Origin of the sequence: Actinoplanes sp. NPDC049681 (assembly GCF_044465265.1) — a bacterium.
Lineage (GTDB): Bacteria > Actinomycetota > Actinomycetes > Mycobacteriales > Micromonosporaceae > Actinoplanes.
Genome location: NZ_JBITLP010000005.1, coordinates 572872 through 587819, shown reverse-complemented (window position 1 = coordinate 587819; position 14948 = coordinate 572872). Strand labels below are relative to the sequence as shown.

The following is a 14948-nucleotide window of genomic DNA, read 5'->3' as shown; positions in this document are numbered from 1 at the left end:
TTACGACGGCTAAGCATGACCGCGCTCATAGTTGTCGCGCTGGTGCCGGTTGCGCCGGCCGCCCGTGCCACGGTCGCCGCGCCCAGCATGGCGGTCGCGCCGTACGAGTACTTCGGCTGGGGCAACCCGCAGAGCCCGACGTCGGTGATGTCGGCGACCGGTATCAAGTTCTTCACCCTCGCCTTCATCCTCTCCGACGGGGGATGCAACCCGCGGTGGGACGGCACCCGGCCGCTGACCGGGGGCGACGATCAGGCGAAGATCAACGCCATCCGCCACGCCGGCGGCGACGTGGTCGTCTCCTTCGGCGGCTGGAGCGGCGACAAGCTGGGGGAGAAGTGCTCGTCGGCCGGGGCGCTGGCCGCGGCGTACCAGAAGGTCGTCAACGCGTACCACCTCAAGGCGATCGACATCGACATCGAGGCGACCGAGTTCTCCGACGGCACGGTCCGCAAGCGGGTCGTCGACGCGCTGAAGATCGTCAAGACCGGCAACCCCGGTATCAAGACGTTCATCACCTTCGGCACCACCCCCAGCGGTCCCGACGCCACCGGGGTCGATCTCATCAGGAAGGGCGCCGCGGCGGGCCTGAACAACGACGGCTGGACCATCATGCCGTTCGACTTCGGTGGCCACAGCGGCACGATGGGCGCCGCCTCGGTCAGTGCGGCCGACGGGCTGAAGAAGGCCGTCAAGAACGCGTACGGCTACAGCGACAGCGTCGCGTACTCGAAGATCGGCATCTCGTCGATGAACGGCAGGACCGACGAGGACGACGAGACGGTGACCCTCGCCGACTTCCGCACGATTCTGGCGTACGCCCAGCAGCACCACATCGCCCGCCTGACCTTCTGGGCGATCAACCGCGACCGGCCCTGCGGCGGCGGCAGCGACGCCGACTCGTGCAGCGGCGTCTCGCAATCGGCGTACGCCTACACGAAGGTGTTCGCCCAGTACTAGCGTGGCCTGCCCGGGGCCGCCGTGCGTTCCAGCACGAGGTCCCGGGCGCCGGTCAGCCCCACCGCGAGAGCGCCGAGCAGCACCGCATCCGTGTCCAGCGTGGAGATCTCGATGCGCGGCGGGTGCAGCGCGACGAGGTGCCGGAGCCGTTCGACGACCGGGCGGGTCAGCAGGTCGCCGGCGTGGGCGCCGACGCCGCCGCCGAGCACCACGAGCTCCGGGTCGAGCACCGCCGCCACGCCGGCCAGGGCCCGGCTCAGATGCTCGACCTGCCGGTCCACCGCCTGCCGGGCGGCCGGGTCGCCGGCGCGCGCCGCGTCGAGCACGTCCTTCGCCGTTTCCGCGCCGGTCATGCCGAACCGCCGCGCCGTGCCCACCACGCCGGCCGCGGAGGCGACGGACTCGAACATGCCCCGCCGGCGTGACTCCGGCTGGTCCAGCAGCGGATCGCCGTCGCCGATCGGCAGGTATCCGATCTCGCCCGCGGCGCCGCGAAAGCCCCGGTAGAGCTGTCCGTCGATCACGATGCCCATGCCCGTGCCGGTGCCGATCGAGAAGTAGACGAAGTGCCGGATCCCGCGGCCCAGCCCGTACGTGGCCTCGCCGACGGCTGCCAGGTCGACGTCGTTCTCGACCACGTAGGCCGATCCGGTGACGTCGGCGAGCCGGGCGACGCTGTCGCGCCGCTCCCAGCCAGGCAGGTTGGGCGCGAGGTGCAGCGAACCGGTGGCCTTGTCGTGGATACCGGGGGTGCCGAAGACGGCCAGCGTGACGTCGCCGCGCGCGATGCCCGCCATGCCTGTGACGTCGTCGGCGAGCCGGGTGAGCTGGGTGACCAGGTCGCCGGTGTCCGACCCCCGGGAGGGCTCCTCCTTGCGGGCGACGATCTCGCCGACCAGGTCGGCCAGGGCCACCCGCACGTACGCACGCCCGATGTCGACCGCGAGCACGTGCCCGGCCTCGGGGCGCACCTCGTAGAGCAGCGCGGAGCGGCCGGCCGGTCCGGCGCGCAGACCGACCTGGCGCAGCAGTCCGGCGCTCTCCAGGTTGCTGAGCGCCACGGCGACGGTCGGCTTGGACAGGCCGGTCACCCGGGCCAGCTCGGGGCGTGAGGCCTTGCCCAGGCGGAAGACCTCCGCGAACACCGCGCGCTCGTTCATGACCCGGAGCACGCTCGTCGTACTGGCCGTCGCACTGCTCTGCACGCCCATCAGGCTGCCACACCACTTCGTAAAGGTCACTCACTAACTTTGTAAAGGTCATTGCCAAGAGCGGCGCGGTGTCCGACGATGCATGGCAAACCCCCCGAGGAAAGGGTGCGCCGTGAGAGCCAGATGGTTCGTCGCAGTCGCCGCCACCGCCGCCGTCCTGGTGAGCGCATGCGGCACCACGGATGCCGATGACAAACCGAGCGGGAAAGATGCGCCGACCATCGCGCTCTTCCTCCCCGAGTCCAAGACCACCCGCTACGAGGCGTTCGACCGGCCGCTCTTCGAGGCCAAGGTGAAGGCGCTGTGCGCGGAGTGCAAGCTGCTCTACTCCAACGCCGACCAGGACGCCGCCAAGCAGCAGCAACAGGTCGAGGCGGCGCTCACCCAGGGCGCCGACGTGCTCGTCCTCGACGCGGTCGACGCGGGTGCCGTCGCCCCCCTGGTCAACCAGGCGAAGCAGAAGAAGATCCCGGTCATCGCGTACGACCGGCTGATCTCCAGCATCTCGTACGAGTACTACGTCTCCTTCAACAACGTCCGGGTCGGAGAGATGCAGGGGCAGGCGCTCCTCGACGCCCTGACCGCCGCCGGCACGACCGCCAAGGGCAAGATCGTGATGATCAACGGTTCGCCGACCGACCCCAGCTCGGCCGACTACAAGAAGGGCGCGCACCAGGTCCTCGACGGCAAGGTCACGATCGGCCGGGAGTTCGACACCCCGGACTGGAGCCCCGACAAGGCCCAGCAGGAGATGGAGCAGTCCATCACCGCACTCGGGCGCGACAGCGTCGTCGGGGTGCTCTCCGCCAACGACGGCATGGCGGGCGGGGCCATCGCCGCGATGAAGCGGGCCGGCTATGCGAAGCTCCCGCCGATCACCGGCCAGGACGCCGAACTCGCGGCCGTGCAACGGATCCTGACCGGCGAGCAGTACATGACGATCTACCTGGACATCCGCCGCGAGGCGGAGCAGGCGGGTGAGCTGGCGGTGGCCCTGGCCCATGGCGAGAAGCCGGCCGCACCGGCGAAGGCCGACAACGGTACGGCGCAGATCCCCGCGTACCTGCTGGATCCGATCGCGGTGACCGCCGACAAGGTCAAGGACACGATCGTCAAGGACGGCTTCTACAAGCCGGCGGACATCTGCACGGCGCCGGTCGCGGCGGCGTGCGCCAAGGCGGGGATCAAGTAGTGCTCTCCGCACGCTCCATCGCCAAGCGGTACGGTGCGGTCCAGGCTCTCGCCGGGGTGAGCCTGGACCTCGCGCCCGGCGAGGTCGTCGCCCTCGTCGGCGACAACGGCGCGGGCAAGTCGACCCTGGTCAAGGTGCTTTCCGGGGTCGTCACCCCGGACGACGGCACGATCGAGCAGGACGGCCGGCCGGTCCGCATCAGCACGCCGCACGAGGCGCGCCAGCTGGGTGTCTCGACCGTCCACCAGGACCTGGCCCTGTGCGAGAACCTCGACGTCGTCGCGAACCTGTTCCTGGGCGACGAGCGGTCCCGCTGGTCGCTGCTGCGGCCCATCCGGATGGAGCGGACGGCGCGCGACCTCCTCGGCTCCCTCGACGTGCGGATCCGCGACATCCGGGTGCCGGTGGCCATGCTCTCCGGCGGCCAGCGGCAGTCGGTGGCCATCGCCCGCGCGCTCGTCGGCAAGCCCCGGGTGGTGATCCTCGACGAGCCCACGGCCGCCCTCGGCGTCGAGCAGACCGCCCAGGTGCTCGACCTGATCCGGCGGCTGCGGGACCGCGGACTCGCCGTGCTCGTCATCTCCCACAACCTCGCCGACGTCCGCGCGGTCAGCGACCGGATCGTCGTGCTGCGGCTCGGGCGCAACGCCGGCGAGTTCCGCACGGCGGACTCCACCCCGGAGGCCGTCGTGGCAGCCATCACCGGCGGCGTCACCACGGAGGGGGTCTCATGACCGCGTTGGCAGTGCTGCTGCGCCGGCCGCTGAGGCCGTTGCTCGGCAGCGGGCGTACCGATCTCGGAGCCTGGCCCGTCGCCGCCGGGCTGGTCCTGATCGCGATCGTGTTCGGCTCGCTGAACGACCGCTTCCTGTCCGCCGAGAACCTGACCAACCTGGCCCTGCAGATGGCCGCGACCGGCACGATCTCGCTCGGCATCATCATGGTGGTCCTGCTGGGGGAGATCGACCTGTCGGCCGGCTCGGTGAGCGGGCTGTGCGCGGTGATCATGACCATCCTGTACGTCCACCACGGCTGGAACCCGGCCGCCGCGATCGGCGCCGCTCTCGCCGGCGCCGCACTGATCGGGCTCCTGCACGGGTGGATGTTCACCCGGCTGGGCATGCCGTCGTTCGTCGTCACCCTGGCCGGGCTGATCGGCTGGCAGGGCCTCATGCTCTACCTGCTCGGCAGCGGCGGGACGATCAACCTGCCCTTCGACGGGTTCCTGGCGAAGCTCAGCGACACCTGGCTGCCGGCGTGGGCGGCCTGGCTGATCTCGGCGCTCATCGTCGCGGTCTCGGCGGCGAGCGCGGTGGTGACCCGCCGGCTGCGGGCGGCGGCCGGGCTCCCGGTGACCTCGGGCCTCGGCGTGGCGCTGCGCGTCGGCGGGCTCGCCGTGGCGCTCGCCGCCGTCGTGTCGGTCCTGTCGGCCGACCGCGGCGTCCCGCTCCTGCTGGTCATCTTCGCCGCTCTGGTCGTGGTCCTGGACCTGGTGCTGCGGCACACCGTGTTCGGCCGCCACATGTACGCGGTGGGCGGGAACCCGGAGGCGGCCCGGCGCGCGGGCATCAACGTCAGCCGGATCCGCCTGATCGCGTTCGCCGCCGCCTCGATGCTGGCGGCGTGCGGCGGGATCCTGGCCGCCAGCCGGCTCGCCGCCGTGAACCAGAGCTCGGGCAGCAGCGACACCCTCCTGATGGCCATCGCCGCGGCGGTGATCGGCGGCACGTCGTTGTTCGGCGGCAGAGGACGCCCGTACGCCGCGCTGCTCGGCATCCTGGTCATCCAATCGATCACCAACGGGATGCTGCTGCTCAATGTGGACTCCTCCGTGCGCTACATGGTGACCGCCGCGGTGCTGGCGGTGGCCGTCGCGCTCGACTCGCTGGCTCGCCGGGGCCGGCCCCGATGACGGGCCATGTGCTGGCGATCGACTTCGGTGGCACCAAGATCGCGCTCGCCACGGCGGCCGTCGGCTCGCCCGACGGCCGCCCCGACACCACGGTGCGGCTGCGGACCCTCGGCGGCGCGGGCGCGCTGCAGGCGGTCCACCGTGCCTTCGACGCGGCTCGCGAACTGCTGACCGCCCCGGCGGCGGTCGGAGTGTCCACCTTCGGCGTCCTGCGCGGGGGCCGGGTACGGCTGGCGCCGAACGTCCCGGGGTGGGACGGCATGGCCCTGCCGGAGCTGCTGCGGGCGGAGTTCGGCGACGCCCCGGTGGCCATCGACAACGACGTCAATGCGGGGGCCGCGGCCGAGCTGCGGTGGGGTGCGCTGCGGGGAGTCGACGTCGGCCTCTACGTCAACCTGGGCACCGGCCTGGCGGCCGCGCTGGTGGCGGGCGGGCGGGTGTTGACCGGTGCGCACGGTGCGGCCGGCGAGATCGGCTATCTGCGCGACCGCGCCGCCGATCCGTCCTTCGCGGACGGCCACGCCCCGCTGGAGGAAGCGGTGTCCGGCAGCGCCCTGGCGCGGCGCGGTTCCGAGCTGCTGGGCCGGCCGGTGACCGCCGCGGAACTGTTCGAGCTGGGCGCCGAACCGCGGGTCGCCGGCCTGCTCGACGAGGTCGTGGACACGCTGTCGCGGACCATCGCCAACCTGTGCGTGACCCTGGATCCGGAGCGGGTGGTCATCGGTGGCGGCATGATGGGTGCGGCCGCCCACATCATGCCCCGGGTGGCCGATGCGGTACGCCGCGCCGTGCCGTTCCCACCGGGCCTGTCCGCGGCCCGGTTCGTCGACGATGCCCCGCTCGTCGGGGCCGTGGCGCTCGCCCTGGAAGCCGCCCGCTGAGGGCCCACTTCCGGGCGACGTTCGCTGTGGCATCCGGCACCAATCCACCGCGGTGCCGTCATTTCACGTTCCCGCGTCGTACCGTGGAAGGCTGCCCAGGGCGGGTTCGCACTCCGCACGCCTGGTTGACGCTGACCCGTGAGGTGAAGATGGTGCACGCCCGGTGACCGTTGCGACTGATCTGCGGCTGGTCGACCTTCCCCCGATCGCCTTCGCGCCGGTGGCCCCGGCGGTGTTCCGCTCCTCGTCCCACCCGGTCCGCCGCACGCTCGTCGACATCCTGGACGAGACGGTGCGGATGCACCCCGGCGCCCCCGCTCTCGACGACGGTACGACCGTTTTGTCGTACGGTGAGCTGGCGGACCGGATCGAGGCGATACGGGCGACGCTGACCGGGCACGGCATCGGCGCCGGCGACCGGGTGGGCATCCGGATCTCGTCGGGCACGGCCGAGCTGTACCTCGCGATCCTCGGCGTGCTCGCGGCCGGAGCGGCGTACGTGCCCGTCGACGCCGACGATCCCGCGGAACGGGCCGAACTCGTGTTCGCCGAGGCGGACGTGTGCGCGGTGCTCGGCGACGACCTGGCGGTGTCGCTCCGCCGTGACCCCGCCGGCGGAACCGGGCGGCCCGGCCCCGCCGACGACGCCTGGATCATCTTCACCTCGGGCTCGACCGGCACCCCCAAGGGCGTCGCCGTCAGCCACGGCGCGGCGGCGGCCTTTGTGGACGCCGAGGCACAACTGTTCCTCGGCGGCGAGAACGACGAGCCGATCGGCCCGCACGACCGCGTGCTGGCCGGGTTGTCGGTGGCGTTCGACGCGTCGTGCGAGGAGATGTGGCTGGCGTGGCGGCACGGCGCGTGCCTGGTCCCGGCCGAGCGATCGCTCGTGCGCAGCGGCGTCGACCTGGGCCCGTGGCTGGTCGAGCAGCGCATCTCGGTGGTGTCCACGGTGCCCACGCTGGCGGCACTGTGGCCGGTCGAGGCGCTCGACGACGTCCGGCTGCTGATCTTCGGCGGCGAGGCGTGCCCGAGCGAGCTCGCGGAGCGGCTGGCCGTCGAGGGGCGCGAGGTCTGGAACACGTACGGGCCCACCGAGGCGACCGTGGTGGCCTGCGCCGCACGGATGACCGGCGACGGCCCGGTGCGCATCGGCCTGCCGCTGGCGGGGTGGGAGCTTGCGGTGGTCGGCCCGGCCGGCGAGCCGGTCGCGATGGGCGAGACCGGCGAGCTGGTGATCGGCGGGGTGGGGCTCGCCCGGTACCTGGACCCGCAGAAGGACGCCGAGAAGTTCGCGCCGCTGCCGGAGCTGGGCTGGAAACGGGCGTACCGCAGCGGGGACATCGTCCGGGCCGAGCCCGAGGGTCTGGTCTTCGTCGGCCGCGGCGACGAGCAGGTCAAGCTGGGCGGCCGCCGGATCGAGCTGGGCGAGGTCGACGCCGCGCTGCAGGCGCTGCCCGGCGTCGCGGGTGCGGCCGCCGCCGTGAAGCGGACCGCCGCGGGCAACCAGCTGCTGGTGGGCTATGTGGTGCCGCTCGACGGCGCCGGCTTCGATGTGGAGGCGGCCGGGCAGCGGATTCGTGAGCAGCTTCCGGCCGCGCTCGTGCCGCTGCTGGCCACGGTGGACGCGCTGCCGACGCGGACGTCCGGCAAAGTGGACCGTGCCGCCCTGCCCTGGCCGCTGCCCACCACGGCGGACCCGGCGGGAGCGGCGGGGGAGCTGACCTCGACCGAGGCCTGGCTGGCCGGCGGCTGGGAGCAGATCCTCGGCCTACGCCCCACCGCGGCCGACGCCGACTTCTTCCACCACGGCGGCGGCAGCTTGAACGCGGCGCAGCTCGTCGCGTGGATCCGGCGCCGGCACCCGCAGGTCTCGGTGGCCGACATCTATCTGAACCCGAGGCTGTCGCAGCTGGCGGCGGTGCTCGACGCCCTCGGCACCGCGGCGGTGACCCGCAGGGAGGTCCGGCCGACCCCGCGGCGCGCCGGGCTGGTCCAGGGCCTGCTCATGCTGCCGATGCTCGCGCTGGTCGGGCTGCGCTGGCTGACTGTGCTGGCCGCACTCGGCAACGTTCTCGCCCTGGTCGCACCGGTTCCGTGGGCCCCGGTCGCGTCCTGGTGGTGGGTGGCACTGGGCTGGGTGCTGCTGTTCAGCCCGCTCGGCCGGATCGGCCTCGCCGCCGGCGGGGCACGGCTGCTGCTGCGCGGCGTACGCCCGGGCAGCTACCCCCGCGGCGGCAGCGTGCACCTGCGGCTCTGGGCCGCCGAACGGCTCGCCGAGCTGACCGGAGCTACCAGCGTCGCCGGGGCGTCCTGGATGATCACTTACGCGCGGGCCCTCGGTGCCCAGATCGGCCCCGACGTCGACCTGCACTCCGCGCCCCCGGTCACCGGCCTGCTCAAGCTGGGCCGCGGCGCGGCCATCGAGCCGGAGGTCGACCTGGCCGGTCACTGGGTCGACGGTGACGTCGTCCGCATCGGCAAGGTGCGCGTCGGCGCCGGCGCCCGGGTCGGCTCCCGCAGCACCCTGATGCCCGGCGCCCGGATCGGCAAGGGTGCGCGGATCGCCGCCGGCTCGACCGTGGCCGGCCCCGTGCCGGCGAACCAGCGCTGGGCCGGCTCGCCGGCGGCACCCGCCGTCAAGGAACCGGCCTCGTGGCCCGCCCAGCGGCCCCCGCGGTCGAGGATGCGGTCCCGCTTCTGGGTCTTCGCGTACGGGCTGACCGCCCAGCTGATGGGCCTGGTGCCGGTCCTGGCCGCCCTGCCGGCGCTCGCGCTGGTCGGCTGGACGGCCGTCGTCCGCCCGGCCGTCGGCCCGCTGCTCGCCGCCGTCGCGCTGGGAACGGTCGCGTACGTCGCCGGCTACGCACTCCTCATCCTGGTCGCGGTCCGGGCGCTGAGCCTCGGCGTGCGTGCCGGCCACCACCCGGTGCAGGGCCGGGTGGCATGGCAGGTGTGGGCGACCGAGCGGCTGATGGGCATGGCCCGGGTCGGCCTCTTCCCGCTGTACGCCAGCCTCTTCACGCCGGTGTGGCTGCGGCTGCTCGGTGCGAAGGTGGGCCGCGGCGTCGAGGCGTCCACGGTGCTCGCGCTCCCGGCGATGACCACGGTCGCCGACGGGGCGTTCCTGGCCGACGACACCATGGTCGCCACGTACGAGCTGAGCCACGGGTGGCTGCGCGTCGCCCCCGCCCGCATCGGCAAGCAGGCGTTCCTCGGCAACTCCGGGATGGCGGCACCCGGCCGCACGGTGCCCAAGCGTGGCCTGGTCGGCGTCCTGTCGTCGGCGCCGCGCAAGGCGAAGAAGGGCTCGTCGTGGCTCGGCGCCCCGCCGATGCCCCTGCGCCGCACCGTCGAGGCGGCCGACACCAGCCGTACCTTCGACCCGCCGCTGCGGCTGAAGCTCGCCCGGGCCGCGATCGAGCTGTGCCGGATCGTCCCGGTGATGTGGGCCGCCGCCCTCGCGTGCGGCGTCCTCGCCGCGCTCGGGCTCGTGGCCCGGGCGGGCGGATGGTGGGCCGCCGCGCTGTCCGCCGGGCCCGTCATGCTCGTCGCGGCGATCGCGGCCGCCGCCGTGGCGACGGCCGCGAAGTGGCTGCTGGTCGGCCGGTTCCGGGTCGCGGACCGCGCGCTGTGGACCTCGTTCGTGTGGCGCAACGAGCTGGCCGACACCTTCGTCGAGGTGCTCGCGGCGCCGTGGCTGGTCCGCTTCGCGACCGGAACGCCGCTGCTCGCGGCCTGGCTGCGGACACTCGGTGCCAAGATCGGCCGCGGCGTCTGGCTGGAGACGTACTGGTTGCCCGAGTATGACCTGGTACGTCTCGGCGACGGCGCGACGGTGAATCGCGGTTGTGTCGTGCAGACCCACCTGTTCCATGATCGGGTGATGAGCATGGATCACGTGACCCTCGACGCGGGAGCCGCACTCGGCCCGCACGGCATCGTTCTGCCCGGCGCCGGCATCGGCGCGCGGACCACCGTGGGCCCCGGCTCGCTGGTGACCCGCGGCGACGCCGTGCCCGCCGACACCCGGTGGCTCGGCAACCCGATCGCGACCTGGCCGGCGAGGTAGGCGGCCGATGACGCCGACGGGGGCCCGCGGCGCCACGCCCGGAGCCGACCGCTCGACCGACTCGTACCTTCCCGAGCACGGCAACGGCGGCTACCGGGTGCGGCACTACGACCTCGACCTCGACTACCGGGTCGAGTCCAACCGCCTCGCCGGCCGGGCGGCCGTCACCGCGGTGGCCACCCAGCCGCTGTCGCGGCTCACCCTCGACCTGGGCCGCTTCCGCGTCCAGGACGTCCGGGTGGACGGCCGGCCGGCGAAGCACGCCCACCGGCCCGGCAAGGTGCACGTCAAACCCGAGCGCCCGATCGGCACCGGGGACACCTTCCGGGTGGAGATGCGGTACGCGGGCAACCCCGTACCCGTCTCCGGCCGGTGGGGCGACATCGGCTGGGACGAACTCACCGACGGCGTGCTCGTCGCCAGCCAGCCCAACGGGGCGCCGTCCTGGTTCCCGTGCGACGACCAGCCCGGCGCCAAGGCCACCTTCCGGGTGGCGCTGACGACCGCCTCGCCGTACACGGTCCTGGTGACCGGCGATCCCGTGTCCCGCCGCCGCGGCGCCGGCCGCACCACCTGGGTGTACGAACGCCGCGAGCCCACGTCCCCCTACCTGATGAGCGTCCAGATCGGACGGTACGAGCTCGTCGACCTCGCCCGGGGCGGAGTCGTCCAGCGCGCCGCGATCCCGCCCGCGCTCCGCGCCGGGTTCGCGCACGACTTCGGCCGCCACGGCGAGATCATGGAGGCTTTGCAGCGGCTCTTCGGGCCGTACCCGTTCCGGGAGTACGTCGTCGTGGTCGCCGACGACGAGCTCGACGACCCGATCGAGGCGCAGGGCATGGCGGTCTTCGGCAGGAACCATGTCGACGGGCGGCGTACGCACGAGCGGCTCGTCGTGCACGAACTGGCGCACCAGTGGTTCGGCAACAGCCTCACGGTCGCGGACTGGCGGCACATCTGGCTCAACGAGGGCTTCGCCACGTACGCCGAATGGTTGTGGTCGGGCGTGTGCGGCGGCCTGCCGACGGACGCCCTCGCGGCCCAGTGGTACGACCGCGTCGCGGCCCGCCCGAGGGACGTCGTCGTCGCGGATCCGGGCGTCGACCGGATGTTCGACCCGCTCGTCTACAAGCGCGGCGCGCTCACCGTGCACGCGTTGCGGAAGAAGGTCGGTGACGAGTCGTTCTTCGCGCTCCTGCGGGCTTGGGTGGCCGACCATCAGTACGCGACCGTGACGACCGCGCAGTTCCGCGAGCACGCCCAGCGCTTCGCCAGGGAACCGCTGGGCGGCCTGTTCGCGGAGTGGCTCGACAGTGCGGCGCTGCCCCCGCTCCCGCGGTAGGGCTCAGAACTGGTCGTGGTCCACGGCGTAGCGGCGCAGGGCTGAGGAGGGGAGGGGCTGCGGAGTGTCGTGGCGGACCACTTCCAGGCCGGGCCGGCCGGCGGTCACCTGGAATTCGGCGGCGGTGGTGACGGTCGCGGTGGGCGCCCAGACGGTGCTGACCGTACGCAGGGACGCCAGCAACCGCCCGCCGGTGAGGTCGCACAGGATGTAGCCCCGCCGGTTGTCGATGTACTTCCAGTGCGGGCTCTCGGCCTTGATGGGGTCGAAGGTCCGGTGGAACGCGGCGGTGTCCGGGTCGCCGCCGGACGTGACGGAGGTGCCGGTGATCTCGGCGCCGACGGCCGGGGTGTCCGGACGGTCGAAGTCGGGGCGCAGATCGCAGGCCCAGGTGGCGTGCCGGTCTCCGGTCAGCACCACGGGGTTGCTGGTCGCGCCGGAGCCGAAGAAGTCGAGCAGCCGGCGGCGCTGGACGCGGTACCCGTCCCAGTTGTCGAAGTCGAAGCTCTGTGCGGACCCGGCGGTACGGTCGTTGGACGCCCACATGACCTGGTTGGCGAGCAGGTTCCACCGGGTGCCGGACTGGCTCATGCCGGTGGTGAGCCAGCGTTCCTGCTCGGCGCCGGTCATCGTCCGGGCGGGGTCGTCGGCCTGGGCCAGGGTGGTGGCCTGATCGGTGCGATGCTGGCGGGTGTCGAGGACGTGCACGGTGGCGAGCCGGCCGAAGGTGATCTGCCGGTAGACCCGCATGTCGATCCCGCTCGGCAGGGACGAACGGCGCAGCGGCATGTGCTCGTAGTACGCCTGGAACGCGGCGGCGCGGCGCGCCCGGAACACGTCCGCGCTCTGCTGGGCGGGATCCTGCGGGACGAGCCCGGCCCAGTTGTTGTCGACCTCGTGGTCGTCGAACGTGACGATCCACGGCGCGGCGGCGTGCGCCGCCTGCAGGTCGGGGTCGCTGCGGTAACAGGCGTGCCGGTTGCGGTAGTCGGTCAGCGAGTACGGCTCGCCGGTCCCGTCGTGCTGGCGGTACGCGGCCGTATTGCGCGGGTTCTCGTAGATGTAGTCACCCAGGAACGCCACGAACGCGATGTCCTCGGCCGCCAGGTGCCGGTACGCGGTGTACCGGCCGGACTGGTAGTCCTGGCAGCTGGCGAACGCGAACCGCAGCCGCTGCAGGTCGGCTCCGGCGGCGGGTGCCGTCCGGGTCCGGCCGACGGGGGACGCCTGGCCGTCGACCAGGAAGCGGTAGAAGTAGACACGGTCGGGTTCGAGGCCGGTGACCTCGGCGTGAACGCTGTGGCCCCAGGCGGGCTCGGCCGTGGCGGTGCCCCGGCGGCGGACGGCGGCGAACCGGTCGTCGTCGGCGACCTCCCAGGTGACCGGCACCGACTGGTTCGGCATGCCACCGCCGTGCAGCGCGTCCGGCGCGAGCCGGGTCCACAGCACGACGCCGTCGGGAGCCGGGTCACCCGAGGCGACACCCAGCGTGAACATGTGCGAAGGCAGCGGGCCGGCGGCGCCCGGGCGGGGTACGGCCCGGGCCCTGCCGTCGGGGTCGACGAGCGCGGGACCGGCGATCAGGCCGGCCACCGCACCACCTGCGGCGGCCACGAAACGGCGGCGACTCACGGGCGAAAAGAAAGACATACATCGATGCTGCGGGCGGCGGCGGTGCCGCTGACACCGAGCTCACGCGAAACCCGCGCCAACAGGCGGTGACCGCACCGTTGACGGCGCTGCTGCCGGCGGGAGGCGTGCCGGACGCACCCGGCACGCTCCAGCGGCTCACTTCTTCTTGTTCTTGCTCTTCTTCTTGTCCTTCTTCGACTTCTTCGCCACGGCACACTCCCTTCCGTCATCCGCCGTCGGGTGCGGAGAAGGAAAGGCTAGGCGCTGAACGTGACGTGAATGTTGGGTTCGTGACGCCTGTCGCCGCCGCTGGCTGCACGTCCGGGCCGCGGAAGTGTGAACAGGGATCACCATTACCGGGTGTACAACAACCCGTAACATGATGCCGTTCGGGGCGACGACTCGCGTTAGTCTCGATCGATGATCCACTCTCGGCGAGGTGGTTCCGGACCGGTCGGCGCCGGGCGTACGACCCGGCGTGGTGACCTGCCGGTGCCCGCCGCTCGCGGGCCGCGGGGCTCGGCCGGGACGGTGTTGCGGGCGATCCTGGATCACGGCCCGATCGCCCGCAGTTCGGTGGCCCGGGCGGCTCGCCTGTCCGCGGCCTCGGTCAGTGGTGTCGTGGCATCCCTTCTCGAGTGCGGGCTGGTCCGTGAGGTGCCGGAAGCGGCCGGGCCGCCGGGTGTCGGGCGGCCGCACGTGCCGGTGGACATCGACACCGACGGTGCCGCCGTCATCGGGGTGCACATCGCCGTACCCCGTGTGACGGTCGCGCTGCTCGACCTGCGGGGGCGGGTCGTCGCGAGCCGGTGGAGTGCGCACGGCCGCCGGGATCCCAGCAGCGTCCTGTCCGCGATCGCTTCGAGCGTCGCCGCCCTCCGCCGCGAGTACGGCGCCCGGCGCAGGATTCTCGGCCTCGGCCTGGCCGCCGGCGGCTGGGTCGACGTGGCGAGCGGGACGGTCGTCGAGCACTCGTTCCTCGGGTGGCGCGACGTCCCGGCCGGTGCGGTCCTCGCCGAGGCGACCGGTCTGCCCGTACGCGTCGACAGCAACTCCCGGGCGCTGCTCAAGGCCGAACAGCTCTTCGGTGACGTGGCCCGCCGGGCGCGGGAGAGTGCGGTCCATCTCTTCGTGGGCAACGTCGTGGACGTGGCGTTCGCGGCCGGCGGCATCGTTCATCACGGCCCCCGGTCGGCCGCGGGTGCCGTCGCCCACCTGCCGGTCGAGGGGTGCGGGGAGGCCTGTGCCTGCGGCCGCACCGGCTGCCTCCAGGCCGCCGTGTCGGAGCAGGCGCTGGCGCGCCGTGCACTCGATGCCGGGCTGATCGACCGGCCGGACTTCGGTGCCCTGATCAGCGCGGCCGTCAGCGGCAGCGCCGGGGCCGTCGCCATCTTCGAGGAGCGCGCCCGCCTCGTCGGCCGGGCCGCGGGTCTGCTGCTGGACCTGTTCGATCCCGAGGTGCTCGTCGTCGTGGAGGCGGGAGCGAACCGGCTGCCCGGCTGCCTCGCGATCGTGCGGTCCGAGGCGGCGGCCTGGGCGTCGGCAGGCGCCGATGCCGCGGAAACCGTTCGTATCACGAGCTTTCCGGACAACGTGCTCGCCGTGGCCGGTGGGGCGGTCGCCCTCGACCACGTGTACGCCGCGCCGCACTCCTGCTGAGCCCTTATTTCAGTACGGCGCAAACTTGCCTCTTAATCCTAGCGGCATAGTATGAATTAAGGACGGCGGCGACGAAGCCTTCGGCCC

General features: G+C 72.9%; 10 protein-coding genes. 8 read left to right on the top strand and 2 right to left on the bottom strand.

Annotated features, from left to right (window positions below):
* The first annotated feature begins 15 nt into the window (after positions 1 to 15).
* A complete protein-coding gene (locus tag ACIBO8_RS20930; protein ID WP_396116928.1) occupies positions 16 to 960 on the top strand; it encodes a chitinase in 945 nt (314 codons plus the stop codon).
* Here ACIBO8_RS20930 and ACIBO8_RS20925 read toward each other — a convergent pair.
* The gene (locus ACIBO8_RS20925; RefSeq protein WP_396116927.1) at positions 957 to 2165 is read right to left on the bottom strand and encodes an ROK family protein; all 1209 of its coding nucleotides are present in this window, start codon (positions 2163 to 2165) and stop codon (positions 957 to 959) included. The two genes, ACIBO8_RS20930 and ACIBO8_RS20925, sit on opposite strands and share 4 nt — an antisense overlap.
* A 118-nt stretch (positions 2166 to 2283) precedes the next feature.
* Here ACIBO8_RS20925 and ACIBO8_RS20920 point away from each other — a divergent pair, with 118 nt between their 5' ends.
* From ACIBO8_RS20920 to ACIBO8_RS20895, 6 genes are all read left to right on the top strand, one after another.
* A complete protein-coding gene (locus ACIBO8_RS20920; protein WP_396116926.1) occupies positions 2284 to 3363 on the top strand; it encodes a sugar ABC transporter substrate-binding protein in 1080 nt (359 codons plus the stop codon).
* Positions 3363 to 4097, top strand: coding sequence for an ATP-binding cassette domain-containing protein (locus ACIBO8_RS20915; RefSeq protein WP_396116925.1), 735 nt, complete (start codon positions 3363 to 3365; stop codon positions 4095 to 4097). The genes ACIBO8_RS20920 and ACIBO8_RS20915 overlap by 1 nt, the downstream gene beginning before the upstream one ends.
* The gene (locus ACIBO8_RS20910; RefSeq protein ID WP_396116924.1) at positions 4094 to 5275 is read left to right on the top strand and encodes a sugar ABC transporter permease; all 1182 of its coding nucleotides are present in this window, start codon (positions 4094 to 4096) and stop codon (positions 5273 to 5275) included. The genes ACIBO8_RS20915 and ACIBO8_RS20910 overlap by 4 nt, the downstream gene beginning before the upstream one ends.
* Positions 5272 to 6156, top strand: a complete 885-nt coding sequence (locus ACIBO8_RS20905; RefSeq protein ID WP_396116923.1) for an ROK family protein — start codon at positions 5272 to 5274, stop codon at positions 6154 to 6156. Before ACIBO8_RS20910 ends, ACIBO8_RS20905 begins: the two co-directional genes overlap by 4 nt.
* Before the next feature lie 163 nt (positions 6157 to 6319).
* Positions 6320 to 10228 (top strand): Pls/PosA family non-ribosomal peptide synthetase, encoded by a 3909-nt coding sequence (locus ACIBO8_RS20900; RefSeq protein ID WP_396116922.1) that lies wholly within the window; start codon positions 6320 to 6322, stop codon positions 10226 to 10228.
* 7 nt (positions 10229 to 10235) lie between these two features.
* On the top strand, positions 10236 to 11570 hold the full coding sequence (locus tag ACIBO8_RS20895; RefSeq protein WP_396116921.1) for a M1 family metallopeptidase: 1335 nt from the start codon (positions 10236 to 10238) through the stop codon (positions 11568 to 11570).
* Between the two features lie 3 nt (positions 11571 to 11573).
* On the opposite strand, the gene ACIBO8_RS20890 is transcribed toward ACIBO8_RS20895, so the two are convergent.
* Entirely contained in the window at positions 11574 to 13202 is a 1629-nt protein-coding gene (locus tag ACIBO8_RS20890; RefSeq protein WP_396116920.1) for an alkaline phosphatase D family protein, read from the bottom strand.
* A 420-nt stretch (positions 13203 to 13622) separates the two neighbouring features.
* Between ACIBO8_RS20890 and ACIBO8_RS20885 the strand changes: the two genes are divergently transcribed.
* Positions 13623 to 14861 carry an ROK family protein gene (locus tag ACIBO8_RS20885; RefSeq protein WP_396116919.1) on the top strand — a complete coding sequence of 413 codons (1239 nt, stop codon included), beginning with the start codon at positions 13623 to 13625 and terminating at the stop codon, positions 14859 to 14861.
* The last annotated feature ends 87 nt before the right edge of the window (positions 14862 to 14948 follow it).

Bases quoted from the DNA above. Each gene is read 5' to 3' on its own strand.
- ACIBO8_RS20895 (WP_396116921.1), top strand. From the start codon at position 10,236: ATGACGCCGACGGGGGCCCGCGGCGCCACGCCCGGAGCCGACCGCTCG.
- ACIBO8_RS20910 (WP_396116924.1), top strand. From the start codon at position 4,094: ATGACCGCGTTGGCAGTGCTGCTGCGCCGGCCGCTGAGGCCGTTGCTC.
- ACIBO8_RS20905 (WP_396116923.1), top strand. From the start codon at position 5,272: ATGACGGGCCATGTGCTGGCGATCGACTTCGGTGGCACCAAGATCGCG.
- ACIBO8_RS20885 (WP_396116919.1), top strand. From the start codon at position 13,623: ATGATCCACTCTCGGCGAGGTGGTTCCGGACCGGTCGGCGCCGGGCGT.
- ACIBO8_RS20930 (WP_396116928.1), top strand. From the start codon at position 16: ATGACCGCGCTCATAGTTGTCGCGCTGGTGCCGGTTGCGCCGGCCGCC.